Source organism: Bradyrhizobium sp. UFLA03-84 (assembly GCF_002289535.1).
In the GTDB taxonomy this organism is placed as follows: domain Bacteria; phylum Pseudomonadota; class Alphaproteobacteria; order Rhizobiales; family Xanthobacteraceae; genus Bradyrhizobium; species Bradyrhizobium viridifuturi.
Genome location: NZ_NSJY01000014.1, coordinates 878,462 through 904,563, shown reverse-complemented (window position 1 = coordinate 904,563; position 26,102 = coordinate 878,462). Strand labels below are relative to the sequence as shown.

Genomic DNA, 26,102 nt, shown 5'->3' with positions numbered 1-26,102 from the left:
GAGGCCAACCTAGGGCGACCGCCTGCGCGCAAGAATTCCTTATCTCCGCGCAGTTTCTGTGCAAAAATTCGCACATGGATTGGGATGACCTGCGTTTCTTTGCCGAACTGGTGCGCCAGGGCAATCTCTCGGCCACCGCCCGCCGGCTTCGCGCCGACCATTCGACGGTCGCCCGACGTATCGACAGCCTGGAGCGCGCGCTCAAGATCAAGCTGTTCGATCGCCTGCCACGCGGATATGTGTTGACGGCCGAAGGCGAACGTATCGCCGAACGCGTCGGCTCACTCGAAGAAGCTGTCTTCTCGATTCAACGCCTCGAAGGCGGTGAGGCTGCGATCAATGGCCGGGTTAGGATCAGCGCGCCGCCTGCGTTCGCAAGCCTCTGGCTGGTTCCTCGGCTTGCGGCTCTGGGCCGGGATCATCCCGGTCTCGTTCTCGACGTTCTCGGTGCTACCGCCGCAGCGAGCCTCGCCCGCCGCGAAGCCGATATTGCGTTGCGGCTGTCACGCCCCGAGGACAGCGGCTTGACGATCCGGAACCTGGGCCACCTGCGATACGGCATCTACGGTGCGCACGCTTATCTCGACGAGGTCGCCGAGCCAGATCGGGTCTTTCTCGCCTATGACGAAGCGCTTGACGCTTCTCCGCAGCAACGCTGGTTGCGCAAGTTCGCCGGAGATCGGCCCATCGTGATGCTTGCCAACGATCTGGTGTCCCTGATTTCGGGTGCCCGCGCCGGGATGGGGCTCGCCGCCGTACCCCACGTACTCGCGGCGGACTGCAAGGAGCTCCGCTGCGTGGCTGAAAGCGAGGAAGCCACGCGCCAATTGTGGCTCGTCTATCACCCCGACATCGGCCGCTCGGCACGGATCCGCGTCGTGATCGATCACCTCGTGACCATAACCCAGTGCCTGAGGTGAGCCGGGACATCTCGTAGCCACACTTCTGCGCGTTTGCGCACAGGAACTGCGCACAGATCGGCAGTTCTCCTCCGCACCACCGCGATGCACAGGTCGCTCGCAGGCAAATGCCGGTCTCGCAAAGGAGGACGATTCGAAATGGCGAACGTATCGCTTGTGGAACATGACGCCGCCGAACAGGTATGGCTGCTGCCGGAAGTACTGCATGGCAAGGACACTTCGAGCCCGGCGGACTTCCTGGCACTCGACCTGCTGCTCACACCTGCGGAGCGCAGCGAACGCGATGCCGTGAGGCAGTTCGTCGAAACAGAGCTGAAGCCCCATACACGGGATTGGTTCAAGACAAGGCCGCCCCTTCGCGAACTGACGAAGCTGTTCGGCCGGCACCGGATGTTCGGCAGATTGATCGGGGAATCTGCCGCCCGGATCCCGCCTGCAGTCTCGTTCGGCTTGCAGATGCTCGAGCTCGAAGCAGGCGACACCGCCTTTCGGCAGCTCGTTTCAACGCAAGACAACCTCGTGATGTTCGCGCTGGCCGAGTACGGTTCGCCGGACCAACGTTCGGAATGGTTGCCGCAGCTTGCCACAGGCGAGGCTGTCGGCTGCTTCGCGTTGACCGAGCCCAATGCCGGCAGCGATATCGCCGGCATGCAGACGGTGGCCCGGCGGGACGGTCCCGACTGGGTGCTGAATGGCAGCAAGCGCTGGATCACCAATGGCGTAGATGCAGACATTGCGATCGTCTGGGCGAAGACCGACGATGGGATTCGTGGCTTCGTCGTCCCGACCCGAACCACCGGCTTCAGCGCCGTCGACATCGGCGACAAGGTCGCGATGCGCCATTCCTCTTCCACGGAACTCAGCCTCTCCGACGTTCGGCTGCCGGCATCGGCGTTGCTTCCCCTTGCGCTTGGCCCACGCGCGCCCCTCTCCTGCACCAGCGAAGCGCGCTACGGGATTCTCTGGGGCGCGGCGGGAGCAGCGCGCGACTGCTTCCTCGCGGCACTGGAGCGATCGCTCGCGCGAACACAGTTCGGCCGTCCGCTGGCGAACTTCCAGCTCACACAGCAGCGCCTTGCGGTGATGTGTTCGAAGGTCGGCCACGCCACCATGCTCGCCATTCATCTCGGCCGCCTGAGAGAACAGGGGTGCGTGACGGCCGCGCAGCTCAGCCTGGGCAAGCTTCAGAACGTTCAGGCAGGTCTTGAGGTCGCACGTGAAGCCCGCGCCCTGCATGGCGGTGACGGCATTACTTTGGAATTTGCGCCGATCCGCCACATGATCAATCTCGAGGCTGTCTCGACATACGAAGGCACGCATGAAATTCATACGCTTGCCGTCGGACGCGCGCTGACCGGGATCGATGCGTTCCGTTGACGATTCCGTGGCCCGCCCGAAGCGAGCGATCGCAGGAGCCGGTCACGCCGCCTTGGCGGCGTGCTTGGCCTTGCGGAGCGCGTGACGGCGCCAGAGCGATCCGATCACCAGCACCACGATGATGCCGAGCACGGCGAGCGTGATTTCGCCGCCGCTGCCGCCATGGGCGAATTGCGGCGACATCCCGAGCGACGTCAGCCAGGAATCGAGCCTGGCGCCGAGCGAGCCGGCGAACAGCGCATCGAGCTTCGGATGCACCGCCGGATCGGTCGCGATCACGTCGCCGGCGATCCAGCCGAGCAGCGCGGCGCCTGCCCAGACCAGGATCGGCAACTTGGTGAGCAGCGCCATGATCAGCGCCGCGCCGGCAACGATCAAGGGAACGCTGATCGCAAGGCCGAGCACCAGCAGCGGCACGCTGCCATTGGCGGCAGCCGCCACCGCGATCACATTGTCGAGGCTCATCACGATGTCGGCGACGACGACGATCTGCACCGCGGCCCACAGATGCGAGGCCGCCTGCACGCCGTCCTCGTCCTCCTGCTCCGGTACCAGCAGCTTGGCGGCGATCACGATCAGCGCCAGTCCGCCGACCAGCTTCAGGAAAGGCAGCTCCATCAGGCTGGCGACGATGCCGGTGAAGATGACGCGCAGCAGCACCGCCGCGGCGGCACCGAGAATCATGCCCCACAGGCGCTGGCGCGGCGCGAGCCCGCGGCAGGCGAGCGCGATCACGAGCGCGTTGTCGCCCGACAGCAGGACATTGATCCAGATGATCTTGCCGACGGCGACCCAGAAGGTCGGCGTCGCCATCTCGTTCTTGAACTCGGTGAAGAACGCGCCGATGTACGCCGGATCAAAGATCTGCCACAGCCAGTCCACAGCGAGTCCTATTCGGCCTTGCGGCCGCCCCTGGCGGCGGTCGTCCGCCGCTCCCCAGTCTATTTCGACACGGTCTCCTCAAGGAGACCGTGTCACTTTCAGTTGTACGTCGTTAGCCGACGATCTCGTTACCAGCGAAGAACTGCGCGATCTCGATCACCGCGGTCTCCGGCGCATCCGAACCGTGCACCGAGTTCTCGCCGATCGACTTCGCATAGAGCTTGCGGATGGTGCCTTCGGCCGCCTTCGACGGATCGGTCGCGCCCATCACGTCGCGATACTTCAGGATGGCGCCCTCGCCTTCCAGCACCTGGACCACCACCGGGCCCGAGGTCATGAAGTCGACCAGCTCGCCGAAGAACGGGCGCGCCTTGTGGACGGCGTAGAAGGTCTCGGCCTGGCCGCGGGTCATGCGGATGCGCTTCTGCGCGACGACCCGCAGGCCCGCCTTCTCGATCACCGCATTGACCGCGCCAGTCAGGTTGCGCTCGGTGGCATCGGGCTTGATGATCGAAAAGGTGCGTTCAATCGCCATGATTTCGTCCTTGTAAACGGTGGCTGGGAGTTGCGGGGGCTTATATCGGCGCGATGGGGTAACGGCAAGCGACCCTGTGACGCGTTAGCCTTTAGTTTTGATGGATTTTCAAGACGAAAACCGCCATTCGCTCGGCCTTGGGGCCGCGACCGGCTCGCCCGGCTTACCGCGATTTCACCTAGGTGAACCCATTCTGTCAGCGCCGTGCCGCTGCCGTTCAGCTCCACCCGCATAGGCTCTCCACCGATCGGACGCCTTGCTGGCCCCCCATCCGCAAGCCTCACAGGACGTCTCGGGAAACGATGTCACCGCGGGCGCGCCGCGCGCGCCCATAGCTCGAGGAGACGATCATGTTACGCAAGATTACGCTGGCCGCCATTGCCGCAATTTCGCTCGGCGCCGCCGCGCTCGCCCCGACCTCCGCCTCGGCATGGGGCGGTTGGCATGGCGGCTGGCACGGTGGATGGCACCACGGCTGGTGGGGTGGCCCGCGCGTCATCGTCGGTGGTCCGGCCTATTACGGCGGTTACGGATATGGCTACGGCGGCTGCTACGTGCGCCGCGTGGTGCCGACCCCGTGGGGTCCCCGCTGGCGCCTGGTCAACCGCTGCTACTGATCCATCTGGTCTCTATCGCCTGCTCCCCTGACTGACCTCAGCCCCGGCCTCGCGCCGGGGCTTTTTTCGTGTCCACCTGGGAACCCGGCGGCGCCACGCGCCCCACCACCTGAAGGCGAGAGTAAGGCAGAACGGAAACCAAATTCGGGGTCGCGACTTGTCATGGCGAGCATTGGCCGAACACGCGAGGTGGAACTCGCCAAGAAACATCGAAGAGATCTGCCGAGAGACCAGCCATGACGATGACAATGACCAAGATCGACAACGACGCCGATCAGATCGACCACAAGACCTGCCGTTACATCTGCGATGCCGTGGGTGAACGGCTTCAGCAGAGCATGCGGCCGGAGCCCGCGCTGTCGTCCCGCCTGCAACAGCTTCTCGACGAGATGCAACGACGGGAAGGCGATCATCACTAGTTGGCTTTGGGCTGACCGGCAGCCCAAACGCTCTTTCGGGGCCGTCGCCCGGACAGATTTTACCAACAGACGGGTTGCGTTTGGCAGCGGGTCCGGTGACAACGCTGCATGCTCTCCATCACTGACATCTCGGTCCGGATCGCCGGACGGCTCCTGATTGATCACAGTTCTGTGCAAATCGTGCCCGGAGCCCGCGTCGGATTTGTCGGCCGCAACGGCGTCGGCAAATCGACGCTGTTTCATGCCATCCGCGGCGACCTGCCGACCGAGAGCGGCAGCATCACGCTGCCGCCGCGCTGGCGGATCGGCAGCCTCGCGCAGGAAGCGCCGGACGGGCCGGAAAGTCTGATCAACGTCGTCCTGAAGGCCGATCTCGAGCGCGACGCGCTGTTGCGCGAGGCCGAGACCGCGCACGATCCGCATCGGATCGCCGAGATCCAGACCCGGCTGGTCGACATCGACGCCCACTCCGCTCCCGCCCGCGCCGCGGCGATCCTCTCCGGCCTCGGCTTCTCGACGTCAGACCAGGCGCGGCCCTGCGCGGAATTTTCCGGCGGCTGGCGCATGCGCGTGGCGCTGGCGGCGACGCTGTTCTCCGCGCCCGATCTCCTGCTGCTGGACGAACCGACCAACTATCTCGATCTCGAAGGCACGCTGTGGCTCGAGAACCATCTCGCCAACTATCCGCGCACAGTGATCGTGATTAGCCACGACCGCGATCTGCTCGACACCTCGGTCGATCAGATCCTGCATCTCGATCGCGGCAAGCTGACGCTCTACAAGGGCACCTACTCCTCGTTCGAGGAACAGCGCGCCGCGCGCGAGCTGCTCGACGCCAAGCACGCCAAGCGGCAGGCCGATGAGCGCAAGCGCCTGCAGGATTTCGTCGACCGCTTCAAGGCCAAGGCCTCCAAGGCCCGCCAGGCGCAGTCGCGCGTGAAGATGCTGGAACGGATGAAGCCGATCACCGCACTGGTGACCCAGGACGTTCACGAGATCTCGTTCCCGGCGCCCGAGAAGCTGCTGTCGCCGCCGATCATCGCGGTCGATGACGTCTCGGTCGGCTACGAGCCGGGCAAGCCGGTGCTCAATCGCGTGACGCTGCGCGTCGATAGCGACGACCGCATCGCGCTGCTCGGCTCCAACGGCAACGGCAAGTCGACGCTGGTCAAGCTGTTGGCGGGCAAGCTCGCGCCGTTCTCGGGCAGGATCACCAAGGCCGACAAGCTCTCGGTCGGCTATTTCGCCCAGCACCAGGTCGACGAGCTCAATCTCGACGGCTCGCCCTATGATCACATCCGCAAGCTGATGCCCGAGGCGCCGGAGAGCAAGGTGCGCGGCCGGGTCGGCGCGATCGGCTTCTCCGGCAAGGCCGGCGACACGCTGGTGCGGAGCCTGTCGGGCGGCGAGAAGGCGCGGCTGCTGCTCGGGCTTGCCACGTTCTACGGCCCGAACATGATCATCCTCGACGAGCCGACCAACCATCTCGATATCGACAGCCGCGCGGCGCTGGCGGAGGCGATCAACGAATTCCCCGGCGCCATCATCATGGTCTCGCACGATCGCTATCTGATCGAAGCCTGCGCCGACCGGTTGTGGGTCGTGGCGAACCAGACCGTGACGGCCTATGACGGCGATCTCGACGAGTATCGCCGCATGATCCTGTCGGCCAATGACGGACGGACCGCCTCGCGCGAGCGCGCCAAGGAGATCGCCGCAAAGCCCGAGCGCATTCGCAATGAAAGGCGCGCCTCACCCCGCCAGCGGGTGACGCAAGCCGAGTCCGAGATCGAGCGCATCAACGGCATCATCGCCAAGATCGATACCGCGCTCGCGCTGCCCGATATCTTTACCCGCGATCCCAAGCAGGCTGCGCAGCTGACCAAGGCGCGCGCCGGTGCCGAGAGCGCGCTGCAACGCGCCGAGGAAGAGTGGCTGGAGGCCAGCGCCGAACTCGACCAGGCCGCGAACTAGAGCATGATCCACCGGGCGGAGCCGCATGTTCGGTGTCGTCCCTGCGAAAGCAGGGACCCATAATCACCGATGGTCACTGTTGCGCGATCGTCGAACGACGAGTCCCGTCAGCCGCATCCGCCGCGGGGTATGGGTCCCTGCTCCCGTGCGCAATTGCGCACTAGGCTGGGACGACGTGTGGTGAAAAGCGTGGGCTCTCATCCTTCCGGTGTCACGCCCGCGCATGCAAGCATCGACCTGCCGCTGCGGCAAAAACAGCTCAACCGTTCGAGGTTGGCGCCGGCTTCTTCGGCTTCTTCTTCGCCGGCTTCGCGACCTTCGGCTCCGGCGCAGCATCGGGGCCGCGTTCGACGGACGTAAGGCGCCCGCCGGAGAACGTATAGATGCCGGCGCGTGCGCCACGCGACCAGGTCACGACCGCGACGCGTTCGCCGCCAGGTCCGTTCGACAGGTTCACGCTATCGGGGGCGCCGATGCCGCGCACGACGTCGCATTCGGTGTGACCAAGCGCGACACTGCCGCCGGTCGGCTGCGGCGGCGGTGCACCGCCGGCCTGTGCATTCGCATCGGCAGCGCCCGGTGGGGGCGCCATGCCTGGACAGCTGCCGTCGGCGCTGACGAGGTCGTCATTGGTGACCGGCTTGTCCGGCGTGAGCGGCGGCGATTCGATCGAGATGTTGCGGATGAACACCCGTCCGGGCCGCGAGAACCAGTCGGCGTCGCGCGAGAAAATATCGGACGCGCTCGAGCAACCGGCAAGGCCAGGTGCAAGCACCAGCAAGGCCAGCAACGACTTCCGACTGAATGTTCCGTCTCGCACGATCGACAAGGCTCCTAACCCCTCTACCTAAGGGGTTGTCCGAACATCACTTTGCGGCATGACCGTGACCCGCCCCGGGAAACGTCGAATTATCATTAATTAGTCGATATCGCTATTGGCGCCGCTGCCAACGTCCCCGCTCGTCGGTCTGCCAATAGGTGACCTCGAAGCCCCGTGACTTGCAGGCGGTCCAGCTCGCCCTCGCCGCGGCCACGGCGTCGGGATCGTCGCCGTTGAACACGAGGACCACCCGCTCGTAGCTGTCGCAGTCGGCCGGCAGCGCCGCGTTGTCGACCAGGAAACGGACGTTGGCCCGGTTCGGATTATCTTCCTCGATCGACAGGAGGATGGGCTGGTCCTGCGCATCGGCAACGCGCGCGCTGGCGTGCGGCAGGAACGAATCGTCGCTGTAGGTCCACAGATGCGCGTCGAGCGCCTCGGCGCGCTCCTGTGACGTCGATTGCACGACCACCCGCCAGCCGCGCTCGAGCGATTTCTCGAGCAGCGGCGGCAACACGCTCTCCAGCGTCATGTTCTGCAGATGGTAGAACAGAACCTCGGTCATGCGCGGGCCGACACTCTCTTACTTCCTGGCTTCGTAATACTCGGAAACCAGCCGATCGAGCAGCCGGACGCCGTAACCCGAACCCCAGCTCTGATTGATCTCGGTCTTCGGCGCGCCCATCGCGGTGCCGGCGATGTCGAGATGGGCCCAGGGCGTGCCGTCGACGAAGCGCTGCAGGAATTGCGCTGCGGTGATCGAGCCGCCGTTGCGGCCGCCGGTGTTCTTCATGTCGGCGAATTGCGAGTCGATCTGCTTGTCGTATTCGGGACCGAGCGGCATACGCCACACCTTCTCCCCGGTCTCCAGGCCGACCTTCGCGAGGCGCTCGGCGAGCTCGTCATTGTTGGAGAACAGGCCGGCGTGATCAGTGCCGAGCGCGACCATGATCGCGCCGGTCAGCGTCGCGAGATCGACCATGAACTTCGGCTTGCACTTCTTGGCGACGTACCAGAGCACGTCGGCGAGCACGAGACGCCCCTCGGCGTCGGTGTTGATGATCTCAATGGTCTGGCCGGACATCGAGGTGACGATGTCGCCGGGACGCTGCGCATTGCCGTCGGGCATGTTCTCGACAACACCGATGGCGCCGACCGCGTTGACGCGGGCCTTGCGCGCGGCAAGCGCGTGCATCAGCCCGACCACGCAGGCCGCGCCGCCCATGTCGCCCTTCATATCCTCCATGCCGCCGGCCGACTTGATCGAGATACCGCCGGTGTCGAAGCAGACGCCCTTGCCAACGAACGCGACCGGCGCCTCGCTCTTCTTTCCGCCGTTCCAGCGCATGATCACGGTGCGGCTGGGCCGTACCGAGCCCTGCCCGACGCCGAGCAGCGCGCCCATGCCGAGCTTGGTCATCGCCTTGACGTCAAGGACCTCGACGGTGACGCCGAGCTTGCGGAGCTGGCTGGCGCGGCGCGCGAACTCCTCGGGGTACAGCACGTTCGGCGGCTCGTTGACGAGCTCACGCGCGAGATTGACGCCGTCGACGATCGACGATTCCGGCGCGAACGCCTTCTTTGCAGACGCGACGTCGTCGACCGCGATCGAGACCTCGGCCCGCACGGTGCCGTCATCGCCGTCCTTCTTCTTGGTCTTGTAACGATCGAACTTGTAGGCGCGCAGGCGGATGCCGGTGGCAATCGTGGCAGCCTGGGCGCCGGTCATTGCAGCATCGGGCAGTTCCGCGAGGACGGTCATCGCGGCGCTGCCGGCATTGAGCTTGCCGGCCGCCACGCCGCCGAATTTGAGAAGATCCTTCTCCTTGAGGTCGGCCGCCTTTCCGGTGCCGATCACGATCAGCCGATCGACCTTGATTCCCTCCGGCGCCAGGATGTCCAGGGCTGCCCCACTCTTGCCCTTGAACTGGTTGGCGGCGGCAGCCCGCTTGACCGTCTCCGCGGCGGCTCCCAGCACCTTCTTTGTGGCAGACCCCAGCTTCAATTGCTCGTCGCAAAAGGCGACCAGGATGCCGCGAGCGGACGCGGAGAATGGGACAAAGCCGACCTTGACGGCGTCGGACATAGGAAAATCCTCCAGAACTCAGGGTGTTGCTCGGACCTGAGGCGGTCCTTCCGGCACGCGGGGGTGAGCATTGCGATGGCGGTCCGGACGTCCCCGGACCGGGCTTGTGACACACTATGACCTGCCGGCTGCGCCGCTGCCAAGCGCCGGAGTGGCCGGAAGGCCACAAAAGCGATTAATTAACCATAAATTAAGCGCGCCTTGGCACGGCCATTTTGTTGACGGATCAAAGGGATGGTAGTGAGACTGTGAACAGTGAGTGAGCCGGACGGATCCGCGGCTCGACCATAGGGGAACCCGGGTTGACGGGATTGGTCGAAAGCCGTGCGTTTGGTTGTGCGAAGGGGGACGTAGGGGTCGTGCGGTAGCGATGGGGTCGGTCGACAAGTACATCTTCAAAACGACGCTGGCGTCGTTTGCGCTTGTCCTGGTCAGCCTCACCGGGGTGATCTGGATTACCCAGGCGTTGCGCGGCATCGACCTGATGACCAGCCAGGGTCAGACCATCCTCACCTTCCTCGGCATCACCGGGCTCGTGATCCCTGCCCTCGTGCTGATCATCGCCCCGATCGCGCTGATGATCGCGATCTCGCACACGCTGAACAAGCTCGCGACCGATTCCGAGATCATCGTGATGAACGCGGCCGGCTTCTCGCCGTTCCGGCTGTTCTACCCGTTCTTCTATGCCACCTGCGTGGTCGCGGCGCTGGTCGCCTTCATCGGCGCCTATCTAGCCCCCGACGGCATGCGCCGGATCAAGCAGTGGGATGCCGAGATCACCGCCGACGTCCTGACCAACATCCTGCAGCCCGGCCGCTTCGCCCAGCTCGACCAGAACCTGACGATTCGAATCCGCGAGCGCCTGCCCGGCGGCGTGCTCGGCGGCGTCTTCGTCGACGATCGCCGCGATCCGCAGCAGCGCGTCACCATCGTCGCCGACCACGGCACCGTGCTGAAGAACGAAAGCGGCTCCTATCTGGTGCTGGAGGACGGCAATCTCGAGCGATTCGAGGTCGGCAAGCGCGATCCGACGCTGGTGGTGTTTCAGCGCTACGCGTTCGACATGTCGAAATTCTCGCAAGGGCGCGACGTCACGCTCGGAATTCGCGAGCGGTACCTGTGGGAGCTGATGTGGCCGGACGAGCACGATCAGACCTATCAGCAGCTGTCAGGCCAGTTCTTCGCGGAGCTGCATGATCGCTTCATGGCGCCGATCTATCCGTTTGCGTTCGCGGCCCTCACCTTTGCCTTCCTCGGCGCGCCGCGCACCACGAGGCAAAGCCGCAATTTCTCGATCGGCGGCTCGGTATTTGCGGTGTTCGGCCTGCGCATGGTCGGATTCGCCTGCTCGGTGATGGCGGTGAAGACGCCGATCGCGGCACTGGTGCAATATCTGATGCTGTTCGCCGGCATCGGCATCGGCCTCTGGATGATCATCGGCGGCGTCGTCGTCGAGCCGCCGCCGCGGCTGCTGGAAGCCATCAACAGGAACAACGAGCGCATTGCGCGGCTGTTCCGGAGGCCGGCAACCGCATGAGCATGGTCACAAATACGCTCGGGCGCTATTTCGCCGGCCGATTCGTGATCGCGGCGGTCGGCGTGTTCGCGGGCATCTTCGTGCTGCTCGTGCTGGTCGATTACATCGAGATGGTGCGCAAGACGTCCGGCCTGGTCGGCGCCTCCGCCATCACCGTCGCCGAGACCTCGCTGTTCCGCGTGCCGCAACTGCTCGAAAAGCTGATGCCGTTCTGCGTGCTGATCGGCGCGATGACCTGCTATCTCGCGTTGTCGCGGCGGCTGGAGCTCGTCGTGGCCCGCGCCGCCGGCGTCTCGGCCTGGCAATTCATCTCGCCGGCGCTGGCCAGCGCGATCGTGCTCGGCATCTTTGCGACCACCGCCTACAATCCGATGTCGGCCAATCTGCGCGAGCTCTCGAAACGGATGGAAGCAGAACTGTTCGGCTCGGCGCCGGGCGGCGGCATTCAGGACGCGTCGGGCTTCTGGCTCAACCAGATCAATGACGAGGGCCAGGCGATCATCAATGCGGCCCGCAGCGAGCAGCAGGGCGTGCGGCTGACCGGCCTGACGGTGTTCCGATTCGATACGGCGTTGCAGTTCAAGGAGCGAATCGAGGCGCGCGAAGCGACGCTCGAAGAAGGCCGCTGGGTGTTCACGGGAGTACGCCGATACACCCTCGACAAGGCTCCGGTGGATCAGGACACCTTCTATCTGACCACGACTCTCACCCCGGCACAGGTGCGCAACAGTTTCTCCACCCCCGAAACTGTGTCCTTTTGGCAACTGCCGAACTACATCCGCTCGTCGGAGAGCTCAGGGTTCGCGACGGCTGGCTATCGCTTGCAGTATCACAAGCTCATCGCACAGCCGTTTTTGCTGGCTGCGATGGTGATGTTGGCGGCTTCTGTGAGCCTCCGCTTCTTTCGGATGGGCGGCGTGCAGAAGATGGTTTTGAGTGGCGTGGGCGCAGGCTTTCTGCTCTACGTGCTGTCGAAAGTAACTGAAGATTTGAGCAAGGCTGAGTTGATGCATCCCATCGCTGCGGCGTGGTTGCCCGTCGTCGTGGGTAGCCTCACCGGTTTCTTAGCCTTGCTGTACCAGGAGGACGGGTAGTGGCTAGTGTCGCCGCCCGCCAGTTGATGTCGCCTGCATTCGGGCGGCGCAGTGCCCTGCGCCGTCAACGGAGCCGCATGGCCGCGTTTGGCGTTTCGATTTCCGCTCTCCTCGCCGCGTTCGTCGTGGTCAGCGCGCTCGACGTCGTCGCGTCGACGCCGGCCGCCGCGCAGGCGTTCACCTACAATCCGCGTCCGCCGAAGCCGCCCCGCCCGCCGGCCAAGAATGACGGGCAGATGCTCGTTCAGGCGACCGAGGTCGATTACGACTACAACAACTCGCGCATCTCGGCCGTCGGCAACGTCCAGATGTTCTACAACGGCACCAGCGTCGAGGCCGACAAGGTCATCTACGACCAGAAGACCAAGCGTCTTCATGCCGAAGGCAACATCCGCATGACCGATGCGGAAGGCAAGATCACCTACGCCAACATCCTAGATCTCAGCGACGACTACCGCGACGGCTTCGTCGATTCGCTGCGCGTCGACACCGAGGACCAGACCCGCATGGCGGCGACCCGCGCCGATCGGTCGAGCGGCAATTACACGGTGTTCGACAACGGCGTTTATACCGCCTGCGCACCCTGTAAGGATGATCCGAAGAAGCCGCCGCTCTGGCAGGTCAAGGGCGCGCGCATCATCCATGACCAGACCGAGAAGATGCTCTATTTCGAGAACGCCCAGCTCGAGTTCTTCGGCGTTCCGATGGCGTATCTGCCCTACTTCTCGACGCCCGATCCGACCGTGAAGCGCAAGAGCGGCTTCCTGATGCCGGGCTTCACCAGCTACACGGCGTTCGGCTACGGCGTCGAAATCCCCTATTATTGGGCGATCGCGCCTGACATGGACGCGACCTTCAATCCGCGCATCACGTCCAAGCAGGGCGTGCTGATGCAGACCGAATTCCGCCAACGCTTTGCGGACGGCTCCTATCAGATCCGGCTCTATGGCATCGACCAGCTCGACCAGAAACAATTTGCCGGCCAGCCGGGCGACCGCCAATTCCGCTGGGGCGTCGACACCAAGGGCCAGTTCGCGCTGAACGACAAATGGGTCTGGGGCTGGGACGGCGTCCTGTTGTCCGACTACTTCTTCATGTCCGACTACCGGCTCGCCCAGTACAAGGACCCGTTCGGTTCGTTCCTGTCGCTGCCGACGGAAGCAATCTCGCAGCTCTATCTGACCGGGGTCGGCAACCGCAGCTTCTTCGATGCGCGCGCGATCTATTATCTCAGCTACTCGGGTAACCAGAACCAGGTCCCAGTGGTCGCGCCCGTCATCGACTACAACAACGTGATCAACAGCAATATCCTGGGCGGCGAGTTCAGCTACAAGATGAACTTCGTCAACCTGACCCGCGAAACCGCGGTGTTCGATCCGATCACGACGACTGCCAACACCAACAGCCTGTGCCTGACGACATCGGCCGATCCGATGGCGCGCACACCGTCGCAGTGCCTGCTGCGCGGCATGCCGGGCACCTACACCCGACTGACGGCCGAGGCGCAGTGGCGGAAGTCCTACACCGACCCGTTGGGCCAGATCTGGACGCCGTTCGCCAGCATCCGTGCCGATGCGATCAACGCCGACGTCTCGAACCAGCCGGGCGTTTCCAACTACCTGCCGGTCGGCGACACCCAGACGGTTCGCCTGATGCCGACCGTCGGCCTCGAATACCGCTACCCGTTCATCAATGTGCAGCCGTGGGGCACGACCACCGTCGAGCCGATTGCGCAGGTCATCATCCGGCCGAACGAACCCAATGCCGGCAAGCTTCCGAACGAGGACGCGCAGAGCCTGGTGTTCGACACATCGAACCTGTTCTCGGTCGACAAGTTCTCCGGCTACGACCGCGTCGAAGGCGGTAGCCGCGCCAATGTCGGCGTGCAGGCCACCACGCAGTTCGATCGCGGCGGCAGCATCAAGGCGATGTTCGGACAGTCCTACCAGATGTTCGGGCTGAACTCGTTCGCGGTCGCCGACGTCACCAACACCGGCGTCGATTCCGGTCTGCAGAACCCGCGCTCGGACTATGTCGCGAGCCTCGCCTATTCGCCCAACCGCACCTATACGTTCAGCGTCCGCACGCGGATGGATGAGGCGACCTGGAACATCAACCGGTTCGAGGCCACAGCAGCCGCGAATTTCGACCGCTGGTCGGTGGCCGTGACGTATGGCGACTACGCAGCGCAGCCGGAACTCGGCTACCTGACGCGCCGCGAGGGCATCCTTACCAGCGGCTCGATCAAGGTGGCGTCGAACTGGGTGGTCCAGGGTGCGGCGCGCTGGGACCTTGAAGCGAACAAGATCAACCAGTATGCCTTGGGCGCGGGCTATGTGGACGACTGCTTCGTGTTGGCTGCCAACTATGTCACGTCCTATACCTACCAGGCCGGTTCGCAGCCGCCCGTCCTCAGCCACGCGATCATGTTCCAGATCGGGCTGCGGACGATCGCCCAGACCTCCACGACCAGCAGTTCGGCTGGCATGCAGTAGCAGTGAGGGCCTATCAGGGGGGCTTGTATTGCCGCGGGCCTGTGGCCCCGGCTTGAATTGGTTTAAACGGCTGACATGACCATACCAACGACCGCTAGCTCGCCAACGCGCCTCCATTCGTTCGTGTTGAGTTCCCTGCTGGCTCTTTTCCTTCTGCTCGGGGGCGGTGCGCGCCTGCACGCCCAGACCATCGCCGTGATGGTCAATGGCGAACCCATTACCAATTACGACATCGAGCAGCGCGCCAAGCTGAACGCCCTGACCGGCGGCAAGGCGCCCGATCGAAAGGTCATCCTCGACGAGCTGATCGACGAGAAGCTGAAGATCAAGGAAGCCAAGAAGTTCGGCGTCGACCCCACTGCCAACGACATCGAACAGTCCTATGGCGGCATGGCGCAGCGGATGCGGCTGAACAACGATCAGCTGACCAAGGTCCTCGAGAGCAAAGGCATCCGCCCCGATACGCTCAAGCAGCGCATCAGGGCCGACATGGTCTGGACCAGCCTTGTCCGTGGCCGTTTCAAGGAAAGCCTGCAGGTTGGCGAAAAGGACGTCGCCACCGCGGTCAAGGAGACCGGCGACGCCCCCGACGCCGAAGCATTCGAGTACAGGATGCAGCCGGTCGTTCTGATTGTGCCCCGCGGCTCGCCGCAATCCGAGTTCGAGGCCCGTCGCAAGGAAGCGGATTCCCTGCGCGAGCGTGTGACCAGTTGCGAGGAAGCCAACACGTTCTTCAAGTCGATGCGCAACGCCGCGATCCGCGAGATCGTCGTGAAAACATCGGCGGACCTGCCGCAGGCGCTGCGCGACATCCTGGACAAGACCCCGGTCGGCCACCTCACCCCGCCCGAGCTCACCAAGCAGGGCATCGAGATGGTCGCCCTCTGCGGCCGGAAGGCGACCACCGTGGACACGCCCAAGAAGCGTGAAATGCGGGACAAGATGTACGTGCAGAAGTACGAGGCGAAGTCGAAGGCCTACCTGCAGGAAGTCCGAAAAGCCGCGATGATCGAATATCCAGGCGGGCGGTGATCGACTATCGTTGACGCATGGCTCAACCTCTCGCACTGACATCCGGCGAGCCCGCAGGCATCGGCCCCGACATCACGCTCGCCGCATGGCTGCGCCGCCGCGAACTCGATCTGCCGCCGTTCTACCTGCTTGGTGACCGCGCCTCGCTGGCCGAACGCGCCAAGACGCTCGGACTTGCGGTGGAGCTTGCCGAGGTCAACGCCGAGGAGGCCTCCGCGACGTTTGAACGGGCCCTCCCCGTGGTTGCGACCGGCAAGGCGGCGACGGCGCGACCGGGCCAGCCGGACGCGACCAGCGCCGACGCCGCGCTGGCATCGATCCGTCAGGCCGTCGCCGATGTCGCCGCCGGCAAGGCCAGCGCCGTCGTCACCAACCCGATCGCCAAGAACGTGCTGTACCGCGCCGGCTTCCGTCATCCCGGCCACACCGAATTCCTCGCCGAGCTTGCCGCGCGCGGCGGAGCCGCACCGCAGCCGGTGATGATGCTGTGGTCGCCGGCGCTCGCCGTCGTCCCGGTGACGATCCACGTTTCGGTGCGAGAGGCGCTGGCGCAATTGTCGACCGACCTGATCGTCTCGACCGCGCGGATCGTGGTCGCTGACATGAAGGCGCGGTTCGGCCTCGCCTCGCCGCGGCTTGCCGTCGCCGGCCTCAACCCGCATGCCGGCGAAGACGGCACGCTCGGCATGGAAGATGTCGAGATCGTCGCGCCCGCGGTCGAGATCCTGCGCCGCGACGGCATTGCCGTCCGGGGTCCGCTGCCGGCCGACACCATGTTCCACGCCGCGGCGCGAAAGACCTATGACTGCGCGCTCTGCATGTATCACGACCAGGCGCTGATCCCGATCAAGACCGTCGCGTTCGAGGACGCCGTCAACGTCACGCTCGGCCTGCCCTTCGTCCGGACGTCGCCCGATCACGGCACTGCCTTCGACATCGCCGGCACCGGCAAGGCCAATCCCTCGAGCCTGATCGCCGCGCTGCGGCTCGCCGCGCGGATGGCCGCGGCTTCAAGCTGAGTGAGCACGATCGACGATCTGCCGCCGCTGCGCGACATCATTCGCGAGCATTCGCTGTCGGCGCGCAAATCGCTCGGGCAAAACTTCCTGCTCGATCTCAATCTCACCGCACGGATCGCCCGCGCCGCGGGTCCGCTGGAAGACTGCACCGTGATCGAGGTCGGGCCCGGCCCCGGTGGACTGACCCGCGCGCTGCTTGCGATGGGCGCCAGGCGCGTGATCGCGATCGAGCGCGACGAACGGGCCCTTGCTGCGCTCGACTACATCGTCAAGCGCTATCCCGGCCGCATCGAGATCGTGCATGGCGATGCGCAGCATTTCGATCCGCGTCCCTTGCTCGATGGCGGCAAGGCCAAGATCGTCGCCAACCTGCCCTACAACATCGCAACCCAGCTTTTGGTCGACTGGCTGTCGATCGAGCCGTGGCCGCCCTGGTACGACACCATGGTGCTGATGTTCCAGCGCGAGGTCGCCGAGCGCATCGTCGCCCAAGAAGACGAGGAGGCCTATGGCCGGCTCGCGGTGCTCGCCAACTGGCGCGCCGAGACCAAGATCCTGTTCGACATCTCGCCCGCGGCCTTCGTGCCGCAACCGAAGGTCACGTCCTCGGTGGTCCGCCTGATCCCGCGCGCCGCGCCCGAGCCGTGCGACCGCCGCATGCTCGAGCAGGTCGCAGCCGCCGCCTTCGGCCAGCGCCGCAAGATGTTGCGCCAGAGCCTGAAATCGCTGTCGGTCGATCCGGCGCGGCTTGCTGCCGCAGCCGGTATCGACGCGACACGCCGCGCCGAGACCATTCCGGTCGCGGGCTTTGTTGCCATGGCGCGTGAATTGGCCGATATACGGTCCACAAAATAGAACATCAGGAGAAAACGTAATGGCGCGTATGGTTCGCCAATCCCTCGTCAAATTCGATGCACCGCTGTGCGAAACCATCGTGGACACGCCGAAGCCCCAGGGACGCGAAGTGCTGGTGCGCATCGAGCGCTGCGGCCTGTGCCATTCCGACCTCCACATCCAGGACGGCTACGCCGATCTCGGCGGCGGCAAGAAGCTCGACACCACCCGCGGCATGACGCTGCCCTTCACGCTCGGCCATGAGATCGCAGGCGTGGTCGACGAGGTCGGTCCGGACGCGCCGAAGGATCTGGTCGGGACGAAGAAGGCGGTCTTCCCCTGGATCGGCTGCGGCCAGTGCCGCGACTGTCTCGCCGGCGACGAGAATCTCTGCGCCAAGCAACGCTTCCTCGGCGTCTCGATCGACGGCGGCTTCGCGACCCACGTGCTGGTGCCCGACGCAAAGTACCTGCTCGACTACGATCCGCTTCCGGTCAATCAGGCCGCCACGCTGATGTGCTCCGGCGTGACCGCCTATGGCGCGCTGAAGCGCCTGGTGGATCGTCCGCGCCAGCGCAATCTGCTGCTGATCGGCCTCGGCGGCGTCGGCATGATGGGCCTGTCGTTCGCGCAGGCGATGTTCAAGCAGCCGATCACGGTTGCCGATCTCAGCCCCGCGGCCCGCGAGACCGCGCTGAAGAACGGCGCCGCAGCCGCCTATGACCCGGCGGAGCCGGATGTCGTCAAGCGCATGCTGAAGGAGAGTGACGGCGGCTTCGACGGCGTCGTCGACTTTGCCGGCAACGAGAAGTCGATGGCATTCGCGGTCTCGACCGTCGCACGCGGCGGCAAGATCGTAGTGTCCGGACTGATGGGCGGCCAGTTCACGCTGCCGATGGTGCAGTGGGTCTACAAGCGCATGACCATCGAAGGCTTCATGGTCGGCACGCTGGCCGAAGGCCAGGAGTTGATGGCGCTCGCCCGCGCCGGCAAGATCAAGCCGACGCCGATGAAGGAAGAGCCGATGGCCGACGTCCAGAAATGGATCGACGAGTTGCGCGCCGGCAAGGTCGTGGGACGCATCGTTCTGAAGAATTAGCCAGGACGTCCCTCCGGCCTCGCCCGACAAAGATGGGGGAGGACGCGAATGAGGAAGAAACGTTCGACGATCCGGGCATGGGCGACGCTCGCGCTCGCCCTTGCCGTGACGCCGGCCCTTGCGCAGAAACGTTACGGGCCCGGCGTCACCGACAGCGAGATCAAGATCGGCACCACGACGCCCTATAGCGGTCCGGCGTCGGCCTATTCCGCCGGCGCGATCTCCATCACCGCCTATTTCGCGATGATCAACGATCAGGGCGGCGTCAACGGCCGCAAGATCAACTTCATCAGCCTCGACGATGCCTACAGCCCGCCGAAGACGGTCGAGCAGATCCGCCGCCTGATCGAGAGCGACGAGGTGCTGTTCCTCGTCAACCCGGTCGGCACCGCGCCCAACATGGCGGTGGTCAAATACATCAACCAGAAGCAAGTGCCGCATCTGTTCGTCGGATCCGGCGCTACGATCTTCAATGATCCCGAGCATTATCCGTGGACGATGAGCTGGACGCCGCATTACGCATCCGAAGGCGAGATCTACGCCAGGTACATCCTGTCGACACTGCCGGACGCCAGGATCGGCATCCTCGCGCAGAACGACGATCTTGGTCGCGACTACATACTCGGCTTCAAGCGCGGGCTCGGCGACAAGGCCGCGTCGATGATCGTGTCGCAGCAGGCCTACAACACCAGCGATCCCACCGTGGATTCGCAGATCGTGTCGCTGAGGGCCGCGGGCGCCAACGTGCTGTTCATCGCCGCAGTGCCGAAATTCGCGGCGCAGGCGATCCGCAAGGCCTACGATATCGACTGGCACCCGCAGGAATTCCTCTCCAGCATCGGCTCTTCGATCGCGGGCGCGATCCGTCCCGCCGGCTTCGAGGCAGCCAAGGGCGTGATCTCCGCGGCCTATCAGAAAGACCCTGCTGATCCGCAGTGGAAGGACGATCCGGCCATGCAGGCCTGGAACGCGTGGATGGACAAGTACAACCCGCATGTCGACAAGAGCGACTACTACGCGCCCTACGGCTACAACATCGGCTACGCGGTGGTGCAGATCCTCAAGCAGTGCGGCAACGACCTGACGCGCGAGAACGTCATGAAGCAGGCCTCTCACCTCGACATGGAGCTGCCGCTGCTGCTGCCTGGTATCCGCCTGCGGACCTCGCCGACCGACCTGCGGCCGATCAAGCAGATGCGTCTGGTCCGCTTCAACGGCCAGCGCTACGTGCTGTTCAGCGACGTGCTCGAGAGCAACTAGACGTTCGCCGGGCGCATCCAACAGACCGGTTCCTCGGCCTCCGGCTCGCCGCAATTGCGACACGCCGCGAGCCCCAATTAAGCCCTACCCGCTCCGGATTTGCGGCGCATTGCGACCCAACTCTTTACCGAGATTGGCTGCACCAGCGTTTGCTAAAAAAAGAAATACCGGGGACGTGTATGTCAAATCGTTCAGCGAAATTCGCTGCGGCGCTTGCCGCCAGCATCTTGGGGGGCGCCAGCTTCGGCGCCATGGCGCAGACCGCCGCCAATACCGCGAGCACCAATACGGCGAGTGCCAAGACGGCGGACACCTGTCAGGCCGCGCCGAAGGGTACCGCGCCGGCGGGAAGCCACTGGTTCTATCACCTCGACCGCAGCACCCAGAAGAAGTGCTGGTATCTCGGTGACGCCAGGAACAAGGTTGTCGCCAAGCCCGCCGCCACCGCGCAGCAACAGCCTGCGGCAGCCGCGCCGGACACCGCGACGGCCGACGCGGCGCCGCCACAGAGCCAGCCGGCGACCGTGGTACCGCCACCTGCGATGCGTAAATCCGTCGCCAATGCCCACGCCGAGTGGCCCTCGCCGCAGGCCCCTGCCGCGCCAGCCGCGAGCCCCGATGCCGGTCAAGCCGGCACCACGGCGGCGCCGGCCGATCCGGTCGCGACAGCGACGCCCGCCGGTGCCGGCGCCCCGCCGTCGGACGTGAACACCCGATGGCTGGATGCATCGAGCATGGCCGGAACCAATGGCACCCGGCATGCGGCAGATCAGCCGACCGTGGTCGCGCAGGCCGACGCGACGCCGCAACAGGCGGCCGCGCCAGCACCTGCCGCTCCCGCTACGGCCGAGGCGTCCGTCGAGAAGTCAGCGTCCTCGACGCAAATGCTGCTGGTCGTGATGGTCGGCGCGCTGGCGCTCGCCGGCCTAGTCAGCGCGCTGGTGTTCCGCCTGACCCGCACGCGGACGAAGCCCTACCAGATCAGCGACGAGTGGCGGGCCCCCTGGGATTCGCTGCACACCGAGCCGGCGCCGCCGATGGCCGTCGTCAGTCGCGACCGTCCGCTGCGGCTGTCGGAGGCAGCGCCGCGCCGCGCCGAGACACCGGTTCCGCGCCGCGCCGAGACGTCGGCGCCGCGCCGCGAGACGGCACGTGATCCGGCGCAGACCGAACAAGACAATAAGCAGATCGCGGCGATGCTGCAGCGACTGGCGCGCAGCGCGGCGAACTAGACCGCGCGCTGGAAGCAATGACTCGTGATGCGATCCATGCGATCGCATCACGATCGAGGTCAGCTACTTCTCGAGCTGACGCTGCAGGCCACGCACGAATTCGGTGAGGCCGGTGCGACGCTCCCGCTTGAGACGCTCGGCTTTCAGGATCGATTGCACCTCGGAAAAGGCGTCGTCGACGTTCTGGTTGACGACGATGTAGTCGTATTCGGCCCAGTGGCTCAGCTCGTGACTGGCGCGGTTCATCCGCCCGCGGATCACCTCTTCCGAATCCTGCGCACGGGTGTGCAAGCGCCTCTCGAGATCGACGGCCGACGGCGGCAGGATGAAGACCCGCACCACGTCGACGCTGGCCTTCTGGTGAAGCTGCTGCGTGCCCTGCCAATCGATGTCGAACAGGACGTCCTGCCCGACCGATAGCGCCGCCTCGACCGGCGCGCGCGGCGTGCCGTAGAGATTGTCGAACACGGTCGCCCATTCGAGCAGCTCACCCTGCTCGACCATGTTCTCGAACTTCTTCTTGTCGACGAAGAAATAGTCACGGGCTTCGACCTCGCCCGGCCGCTTCGGGCGCGTGGTCGCCGACACCGACATTTTCAGGCCCGGCTCGCGCTCAAGCAGCATGCGCGACAGCGTCGTCTTGCCGGCGCCAGAGGGCGACGACAGGACGAACATCAGTCCGCGCCGCTCAACGCCGTCAAAACCCTGCGCCGTCATCATTCACTCCAGATTCTGGACCTGTTCGCGGAACTGCTCGACCACGTTCTTCATCTCAAGCCCGGTGTTGGTCAGCTCGACGTCGTTCGACTTCGAGCAGCAGGTGTTGACCTCGCGATTGAACTCCTGGGCGAGGAAGTCGAGCCGCCGCCCGACCGGGCCGCCCTTGCCGATCATCTCGCGGGCCTGGCCGACGTGCGAGGCGATGCGATCGAGCTCCTCGCGGATATCGGCCTTGGTGGCGATCAGGATCGCCTCCTGGCTCAGCCGGTCGGCATCGAAGCGGTCGGAGGTCTCGAGCAGCGCGGCGATCTGTTCGGCGAGCCGGGCCTTGATCGCTTCGGGCTTGCGGCCGGGCGCGGTCTCGGCGCGCTTGGCGAGCCGCTCGATCTCGTCCATGCGCTGCATCAGGATCCGGCCCAGCGCATCGCCCTCGCGGCGGCGCATCTCGACAAGGCTCGTGAGCGCCTGCTCGAACGCCTTCGCCGCGGCCTCGCGCGCCGCCTTGTCCTCGTCCTCGTTGCTCTCGGGCTCGACCACCTCGATGACGCCCTTGATGCCGAGCAGCCCGTCGATGCTCGGCGCCACCGCGTCGATCCGTTGCGCGAGCTCACCCGCGACCTTCACCACGGCGGCGAGCACGTCCTCGTTGATCCGGATGGTCTGCGCCGCATCGGTGCGCTTGACGGTGAGATTGGCGTAGACCGTGCCGCGCGACAGCAGCTCGCCGGCGCGCTTCTTGGCCAGGGCTTCCAGCTCGTCCCAGCCCGGTGGCAGCCGCAACCGCAGGTCAAAGCCCTTGGCGTTGACCGATTTCAGCTCCCACTCGAACGTATAGGGACCGCTCGCGCCATGGCTCCGGGCAAAGCCAGTCATGCTCGACAGCGCCATCGCGTAAAACTCTCCAACAGAAGGATATGGGACCAACCCGGAGCCTTCCGAGACTCGTGGGCAGCCGTGACGACCTTAAAACGGATTCCGTGAAAGTGGAATTACGTCCACCTTCCGGAAACGCAGAGCTGAGGCATGATCTGGGCGACTGTGAAGCAGTCTTCCGGAAGATCATGCCCAAACAGAAGCCAAAGCGCGATGATCGCACCGCGCCTCAGCGCTGCACGACGGGCGGCGAATTGGTCTGCTGGGCTGCGCCCTGGCGACCGCCGCGCGGCGGCTTCTTCTGATTGGTGGGCTTCGGCGGCGTGGCCGCCGTGGGATTGGTGTCGGCCGCTCCGGGGGCCGCGGCGGCAGGCGCCGGATCATCCGCGGGCTCGACGGTGTCGTTCTGGATCTGCTTCTCCGACGCGCGCAGCTTGGCGACGTTCTTGGCGTGCTGGTCGTAGGTTTCGGTGAAGGCGTGGCCGCCGGTTCCGTCGGCAACGAAGAATAGGTCGCGCGTACGCGCCGGATTGGCGGTCGCCTCCAGCGAGGCGCGGCCGGGATTGGCAATCGGTCCGGGTGGCAGGCCGTCGATCACATAGGTGTTGTAGGGCGACGGCTGCGTGATCTCGCTGCGCTTGATCGGACGCCCCAGCGTGCCCTTGCCGCCCACCAGCCCGTAGATGATGGTCGGATCTGACTGCAGCTTCATCCGCTGCCGCAGGCGGTTGACGAACACGGCGGCGACGCGGCTGCGCTCGTCGGCGCGGCCGGTTTCCTTCTCGACGATCGAGGCCAGCGTCACCAGCTGGTCCGGCGATTTCAGCGGCGTGTCGGTGTTGCGACGTTCCCAGATCTCCGCAAGCACGCGCTTCTGCGCCTGCTGCAGGCGCTGGATCACCTGGTCGCGCGTGGTGCCGCGCGGGAATTTGTAGGTCTCCGGCAGCAGCGTGCCCTCGCGCGGAATCTCGCGCACCGAGCCGGTGAAGATGTCGTTGTCGGAGAGCCGCGACACGATCTGCTCCGAGGTCAGGCCTTCCGGGATCGTGATGGCGTGCTGCACCACCTTGCCGTCGACGATGGTGGCGATGACGTCGCGCAGGCTGGCATTCTTCTGGAACGAATATTCGCCGGGCTTGAGGTCGGAGCTCGCCTTCAGCGCAAACACGCCGCCGATGAAGACCCACGGATTGACGTTGATCACGCCCTCGCGCAACAGCACGTCGGCGATGTCGCGCTTGCCGGCGCGCGCGGGGATGTTGACGATCTTGTCTTCCTGCAGCGGTCCCGGCGATTCCAGCGCCTGCTTGCCGTAGTAGTACGTCGCGCCGGCGCCGAGCATCAGGATGATCAGGATCGTGAAGATGGCATTGCCGACGATCACGAAGGGATTGCGGGCGCGATCCGAGCGCTTGGGCGGCGGCGGAACCTGTTCAGGCTCCAGCGCGGCACGTGGACTCCTCGGTGAAATGGGCGGCCTCTCACTCATCGATGCAAACCAATATCCTGCCGGTTGAATCGTGGCCGGACAAACCCCTGCCCTGCCAATAGCATACGCCCGCTATTAGGAGTCACCGCGGAATACGGCAAAACGGTGGACTAGTTCTAAAGACCTACTAATTGGTCACGCGCTGCACGATCACGGAGGCGTTGGTGCCGCCGAAACCGAAGGAATTGGACAGCGCCACATTGACGTCACGCTTGCGCGACGTGTGCGGCACGAGATCAATCGCCGTTTGCACCGACGGATTGTCGAGATTGATGGTCGGCGGCACCACGTTATCGCGAATCGCCAGGATCGCGAAGATCGCCTCGATCGCGCCGGCCGCACCAAGCAGATGTCCGGTCGCGGACTTGGTCGACGACATCGACACCTTCGAGGCCGCATTGCCGAGCAGACGCTCAACCGCGCCGAGCTCGATCTCGTCGCCGACCAGCGTCGAGGTGCCGTGCGCGTTGATATAGTCGAGATCGGACGCCGCAAGGCCGGCGCGCTTCAGCGCCATGCTCATGCTGCGGAAGCCGCCATTGCCGTCCGGCGGCGGCGAGGTGATGTGGAAAGCGTCGCCCGACAGGCCGTAACCGGTGACCTCGGCGTAGATCTTCGCACCGCGCCGCTTGGCGTGCTCGTATTCCTCGAGCACGAGAACGCCGGCGCCCTCGCCCATCACGAAGCCGTCGCGATCCTTGTCGTAGGGCCGCGATGCCTTTTCCGGGGTGTCGTTGAAGCCGGTGGACAGCGCGCGCGCGGCACAGAAGCCGGCAATGCCGATGCGCGAGATCGGCGATTCGGCGCCGCCCGCAACCATCACCTCGGCATCGCCGAGCGCGATCAGCCGCGCCGCATCGCCGACCGCATGCGCTCCGGTCGAGCACGCGGTGACGACCGCATGATTGGGGCCCTTCAGGCCGTGCTCGATCGAAACGTAGCCGGACGCCAGATTGATCAGGCGGCCCGGAATGAAGAACGGAGAAATCCTGCGCGGGCCACGCTCCTTCAGCAGCACCGCGGTCTCGGCAATGCCGGTGAGGCCGCCGATGCCGGAGCCGATCATCGTGCCGGTCGCGAACTGGTCCTCGTCGGACTTCGGATGCCAGTCGGCATCGTCGAGCGCCTGCTTGGCCGCGCACATCGCATACACGATGAAGTCGTCGACCTTGCGCTGGTCCTTCGGCTCCATCCATTGATCGGGATTGAAGGTGCCGTTCGATCCGTCGCCGCGCGGAATGTAGCAGGCGACCTGGCTCGGCAGGTCGGACACCTCGAAGGTGTCGATCTTCTTGCCGCCGCTGTCTCCGGCGAGGATGCGCGTCCAGGTTGCGTCAACGCCGCAGCCGAGCGGTGTAAGCATGCCCAGCCCCGTGACGACAACCCGTCTCATTTCCACGTCTCCGGCCAGCAATGCGCGGCTGATAGTAAGAAGCCGGGGGACCGCTCGATCACGGTCCGTCCGGCCCCGTCAACGTCGCGATCGGCGTCAGCTCTTCGCGTTCTTCTCAAGAAACTTGGTCGCGTCGCCCACGGTCAGGATCGTCTCCGCCGCGTCGTCCGGAATCTCGCAACCGAATTCTTCTTCGAAAGCCATCACGAGCTCGACGGTGTCGAGGCTGTCGGCGCCGAGGTCATCGATGAAGCTCGCGCTATCGACCACCTTCTCGGGTTCGACACCAAGGTGCTCGACCACAATCTTCTTAACCCGCTCGCCAATCTCACTCATCGTTCAACCTCGTTGTTCCATTGGACCCGACCCCAAGACGATACGAGCCATCGTGGTCG

24 protein-coding genes are annotated in these 26,102 nt (G+C 65.0%); 14 read left to right on the top strand and 10 right to left on the bottom strand.

What is annotated here, in order from left to right; all coding sequences use genetic code 11:
• Positions 1–74: 74 nt before the first annotated feature.
• Together CK489_RS25800 and CK489_RS25795 are read left to right on the top strand one after the other, a co-directional pair.
• Complete coding sequence (locus CK489_RS25800; protein WP_050627573.1) at positions 75–920, top strand: LysR family transcriptional regulator; 846 nt, start codon at positions 75–77, stop codon at positions 918–920.
• Between the two features lie 138 nt (positions 921–1,058).
• Positions 1,059–2,297: an acyl-CoA dehydrogenase family protein gene (locus CK489_RS25795; protein WP_094193857.1), complete on the top strand. Its 1,239-nt coding sequence runs from the start codon at positions 1,059–1,061 to the stop codon at positions 2,295–2,297.
• 42 nt (positions 2,298–2,339) lie between these two features.
• On the opposite strand, the gene CK489_RS25790 is transcribed toward CK489_RS25795, so the two are convergent.
• Positions 2,340–3,179 (bottom strand): TerC family protein, encoded by an 840-nt coding sequence (locus CK489_RS25790; RefSeq protein ID WP_050627572.1) that lies wholly within the window; start codon positions 3,177–3,179, stop codon positions 2,340–2,342.
• Positions 3,180–3,291: 112 nt separating this feature from the next.
• A complete protein-coding gene (gene ndk / locus CK489_RS25785; protein ID WP_016847423.1) occupies positions 3,292–3,714 on the bottom strand; it encodes a nucleoside-diphosphate kinase in 423 nt (140 codons plus the stop codon).
• A 350-nt stretch (positions 3,715–4,064) separates the two neighbouring features.
• On the opposite strand from ndk, the gene CK489_RS25780 reads away from it, so the two are divergent.
• The 3 genes from CK489_RS25780 (at position 4,065) to CK489_RS25770 (ending at position 6,724) form a co-directional block, all read left to right on the top strand.
• A complete protein-coding gene (locus CK489_RS25780) occupies positions 4,065–4,331 on the top strand; it encodes a sulfur globule protein precursor (RefSeq protein WP_095734270.1) in 267 nt (88 codons plus the stop codon).
• 248 nt (positions 4,332–4,579) lie between these two features.
• Positions 4,580–4,750 carry a hypothetical protein gene (locus tag CK489_RS25775; protein ID WP_167350144.1) on the top strand — a complete coding sequence of 57 codons (171 nt, stop codon included), beginning with the start codon at positions 4,580–4,582 and terminating at the stop codon, positions 4,748–4,750.
• Between the two features lie 108 nt (positions 4,751–4,858).
• Positions 4,859–6,724 (top strand): ABC-F family ATP-binding cassette domain-containing protein, encoded by a 1,866-nt coding sequence (locus CK489_RS25770; RefSeq protein ID WP_095734269.1) that lies wholly within the window; start codon positions 4,859–4,861, stop codon positions 6,722–6,724.
• 259 nt (positions 6,725–6,983) lie between these two features.
• Here the strand turns inward: CK489_RS25770 and CK489_RS25765 are convergent, their stop codons facing one another.
• From CK489_RS25765 to CK489_RS25755, 3 genes are all read right to left on the bottom strand, one after another.
• Positions 6,984–7,553 (bottom strand): hypothetical protein, encoded by a 570-nt coding sequence (locus tag CK489_RS25765; RefSeq protein WP_094193856.1) that lies wholly within the window; start codon positions 7,551–7,553, stop codon positions 6,984–6,986.
• Positions 7,554–7,656: 103 nt separating this feature from the next.
• Complete coding sequence (locus CK489_RS25760) at positions 7,657–8,109, bottom strand: DNA polymerase III subunit chi (RefSeq protein ID WP_050627569.1); 453 nt, start codon at positions 8,107–8,109, stop codon at positions 7,657–7,659.
• A gap of 18 nt (positions 8,110–8,127) precedes the next feature.
• The gene (locus CK489_RS25755; protein ID WP_095734268.1) at positions 8,128–9,630 is read right to left on the bottom strand and encodes a leucyl aminopeptidase; all 1,503 of its coding nucleotides are present in this window, start codon (positions 9,628–9,630) and stop codon (positions 8,128–8,130) included.
• A gap of 370 nt (positions 9,631–10,000) precedes the next feature.
• Between CK489_RS25755 and lptF the strand changes: the two genes are divergently transcribed.
• From lptF to CK489_RS25710, 9 genes are all read left to right on the top strand, one after another.
• A complete protein-coding gene (gene lptF, locus CK489_RS25750) occupies positions 10,001–11,167 on the top strand; it encodes an LPS export ABC transporter permease LptF (protein WP_050627567.1) in 1,167 nt (388 codons plus the stop codon).
• Entirely contained in the window at positions 11,164–12,261 is a 1,098-nt protein-coding gene (gene lptG, locus CK489_RS25745; protein ID WP_095734267.1) for an LPS export ABC transporter permease LptG, read from the top strand. The genes lptF and lptG overlap by 4 nt, the downstream gene beginning before the upstream one ends.
• Positions 12,262–12,338: 77 nt before the next feature.
• Positions 12,339–14,756 carry an LPS-assembly protein LptD gene (locus CK489_RS25740; RefSeq protein WP_050627566.1) on the top strand — a complete coding sequence of 806 codons (2,418 nt, stop codon included), beginning with the start codon at positions 12,339–12,341 and terminating at the stop codon, positions 14,754–14,756.
• A gap of 75 nt (positions 14,757–14,831) precedes the next feature.
• Positions 14,832–15,788: a SurA N-terminal domain-containing protein gene (locus CK489_RS25735; protein ID WP_050627565.1), complete on the top strand. Its 957-nt coding sequence runs from the start codon at positions 14,832–14,834 to the stop codon at positions 15,786–15,788.
• A gap of 17 nt (positions 15,789–15,805) precedes the next feature.
• Complete coding sequence (gene pdxA / locus CK489_RS25730) at positions 15,806–16,807, top strand: 4-hydroxythreonine-4-phosphate dehydrogenase PdxA (RefSeq protein ID WP_095734266.1); 1,002 nt, start codon at positions 15,806–15,808, stop codon at positions 16,805–16,807.
• Positions 16,808–17,662, top strand: a complete 855-nt coding sequence (gene rsmA, locus CK489_RS25725) for a 16S rRNA (adenine(1518)-N(6)/adenine(1519)-N(6))-dimethyltransferase RsmA (RefSeq protein ID WP_095734265.1) — start codon at positions 16,808–16,810, stop codon at positions 17,660–17,662.
• Between the two features lie 19 nt (positions 17,663–17,681).
• Complete coding sequence (locus CK489_RS25720) at positions 17,682–18,740, top strand: alcohol dehydrogenase (RefSeq protein WP_095734264.1); 1,059 nt, start codon at positions 17,682–17,684, stop codon at positions 18,738–18,740.
• Between the two features lie 48 nt (positions 18,741–18,788).
• Positions 18,789–20,000 (top strand): ABC transporter substrate-binding protein, encoded by a 1,212-nt coding sequence (locus CK489_RS25715; RefSeq protein WP_050627563.1) that lies wholly within the window; start codon positions 18,789–18,791, stop codon positions 19,998–20,000.
• 179 nt (positions 20,001–20,179) lie between these two features.
• The gene (locus CK489_RS25710; RefSeq protein ID WP_095734263.1) at positions 20,180–21,232 is read left to right on the top strand and encodes a hypothetical protein; all 1,053 of its coding nucleotides are present in this window, start codon (positions 20,180–20,182) and stop codon (positions 21,230–21,232) included.
• Between the two features lie 63 nt (positions 21,233–21,295).
• Here the strand turns inward: CK489_RS25710 and gmk are convergent, their stop codons facing one another.
• The 5 genes from gmk to CK489_RS25685 form a co-directional block, all read right to left on the bottom strand.
• On the bottom strand, positions 21,296–21,949 hold the full coding sequence (gene gmk, locus CK489_RS25705; protein WP_198961051.1) for a guanylate kinase: 654 nt from the start codon (positions 21,947–21,949) through the stop codon (positions 21,296–21,298).
• Between the two features lie 3 nt (positions 21,950–21,952).
• Positions 21,953–22,840, bottom strand: coding sequence for a YicC/YloC family endoribonuclease (locus CK489_RS25700; RefSeq protein ID WP_095734261.1), 888 nt, complete (start codon positions 22,838–22,840; stop codon positions 21,953–21,955).
• 214 nt (positions 22,841–23,054) lie between these two features.
• Positions 23,055–24,314 carry an endolytic transglycosylase MltG gene (mltG, locus tag CK489_RS25695; protein WP_095734260.1) on the bottom strand — a complete coding sequence of 420 codons (1,260 nt, stop codon included), beginning with the start codon at positions 24,312–24,314 and terminating at the stop codon, positions 23,055–23,057.
• A 127-nt stretch (positions 24,315–24,441) separates the two neighbouring features.
• A complete protein-coding gene (gene fabF, locus CK489_RS25690) occupies positions 24,442–25,707 on the bottom strand; it encodes a beta-ketoacyl-ACP synthase II (protein ID WP_095734259.1) in 1,266 nt (421 codons plus the stop codon).
• Positions 25,708–25,803: 96 nt separating this feature from the next.
• On the bottom strand, positions 25,804–26,043 hold the full coding sequence (locus CK489_RS25685) for an acyl carrier protein (protein WP_002716125.1): 240 nt from the start codon (positions 26,041–26,043) through the stop codon (positions 25,804–25,806).
• Positions 26,044–26,102: the final 59 nt, after the last annotated feature.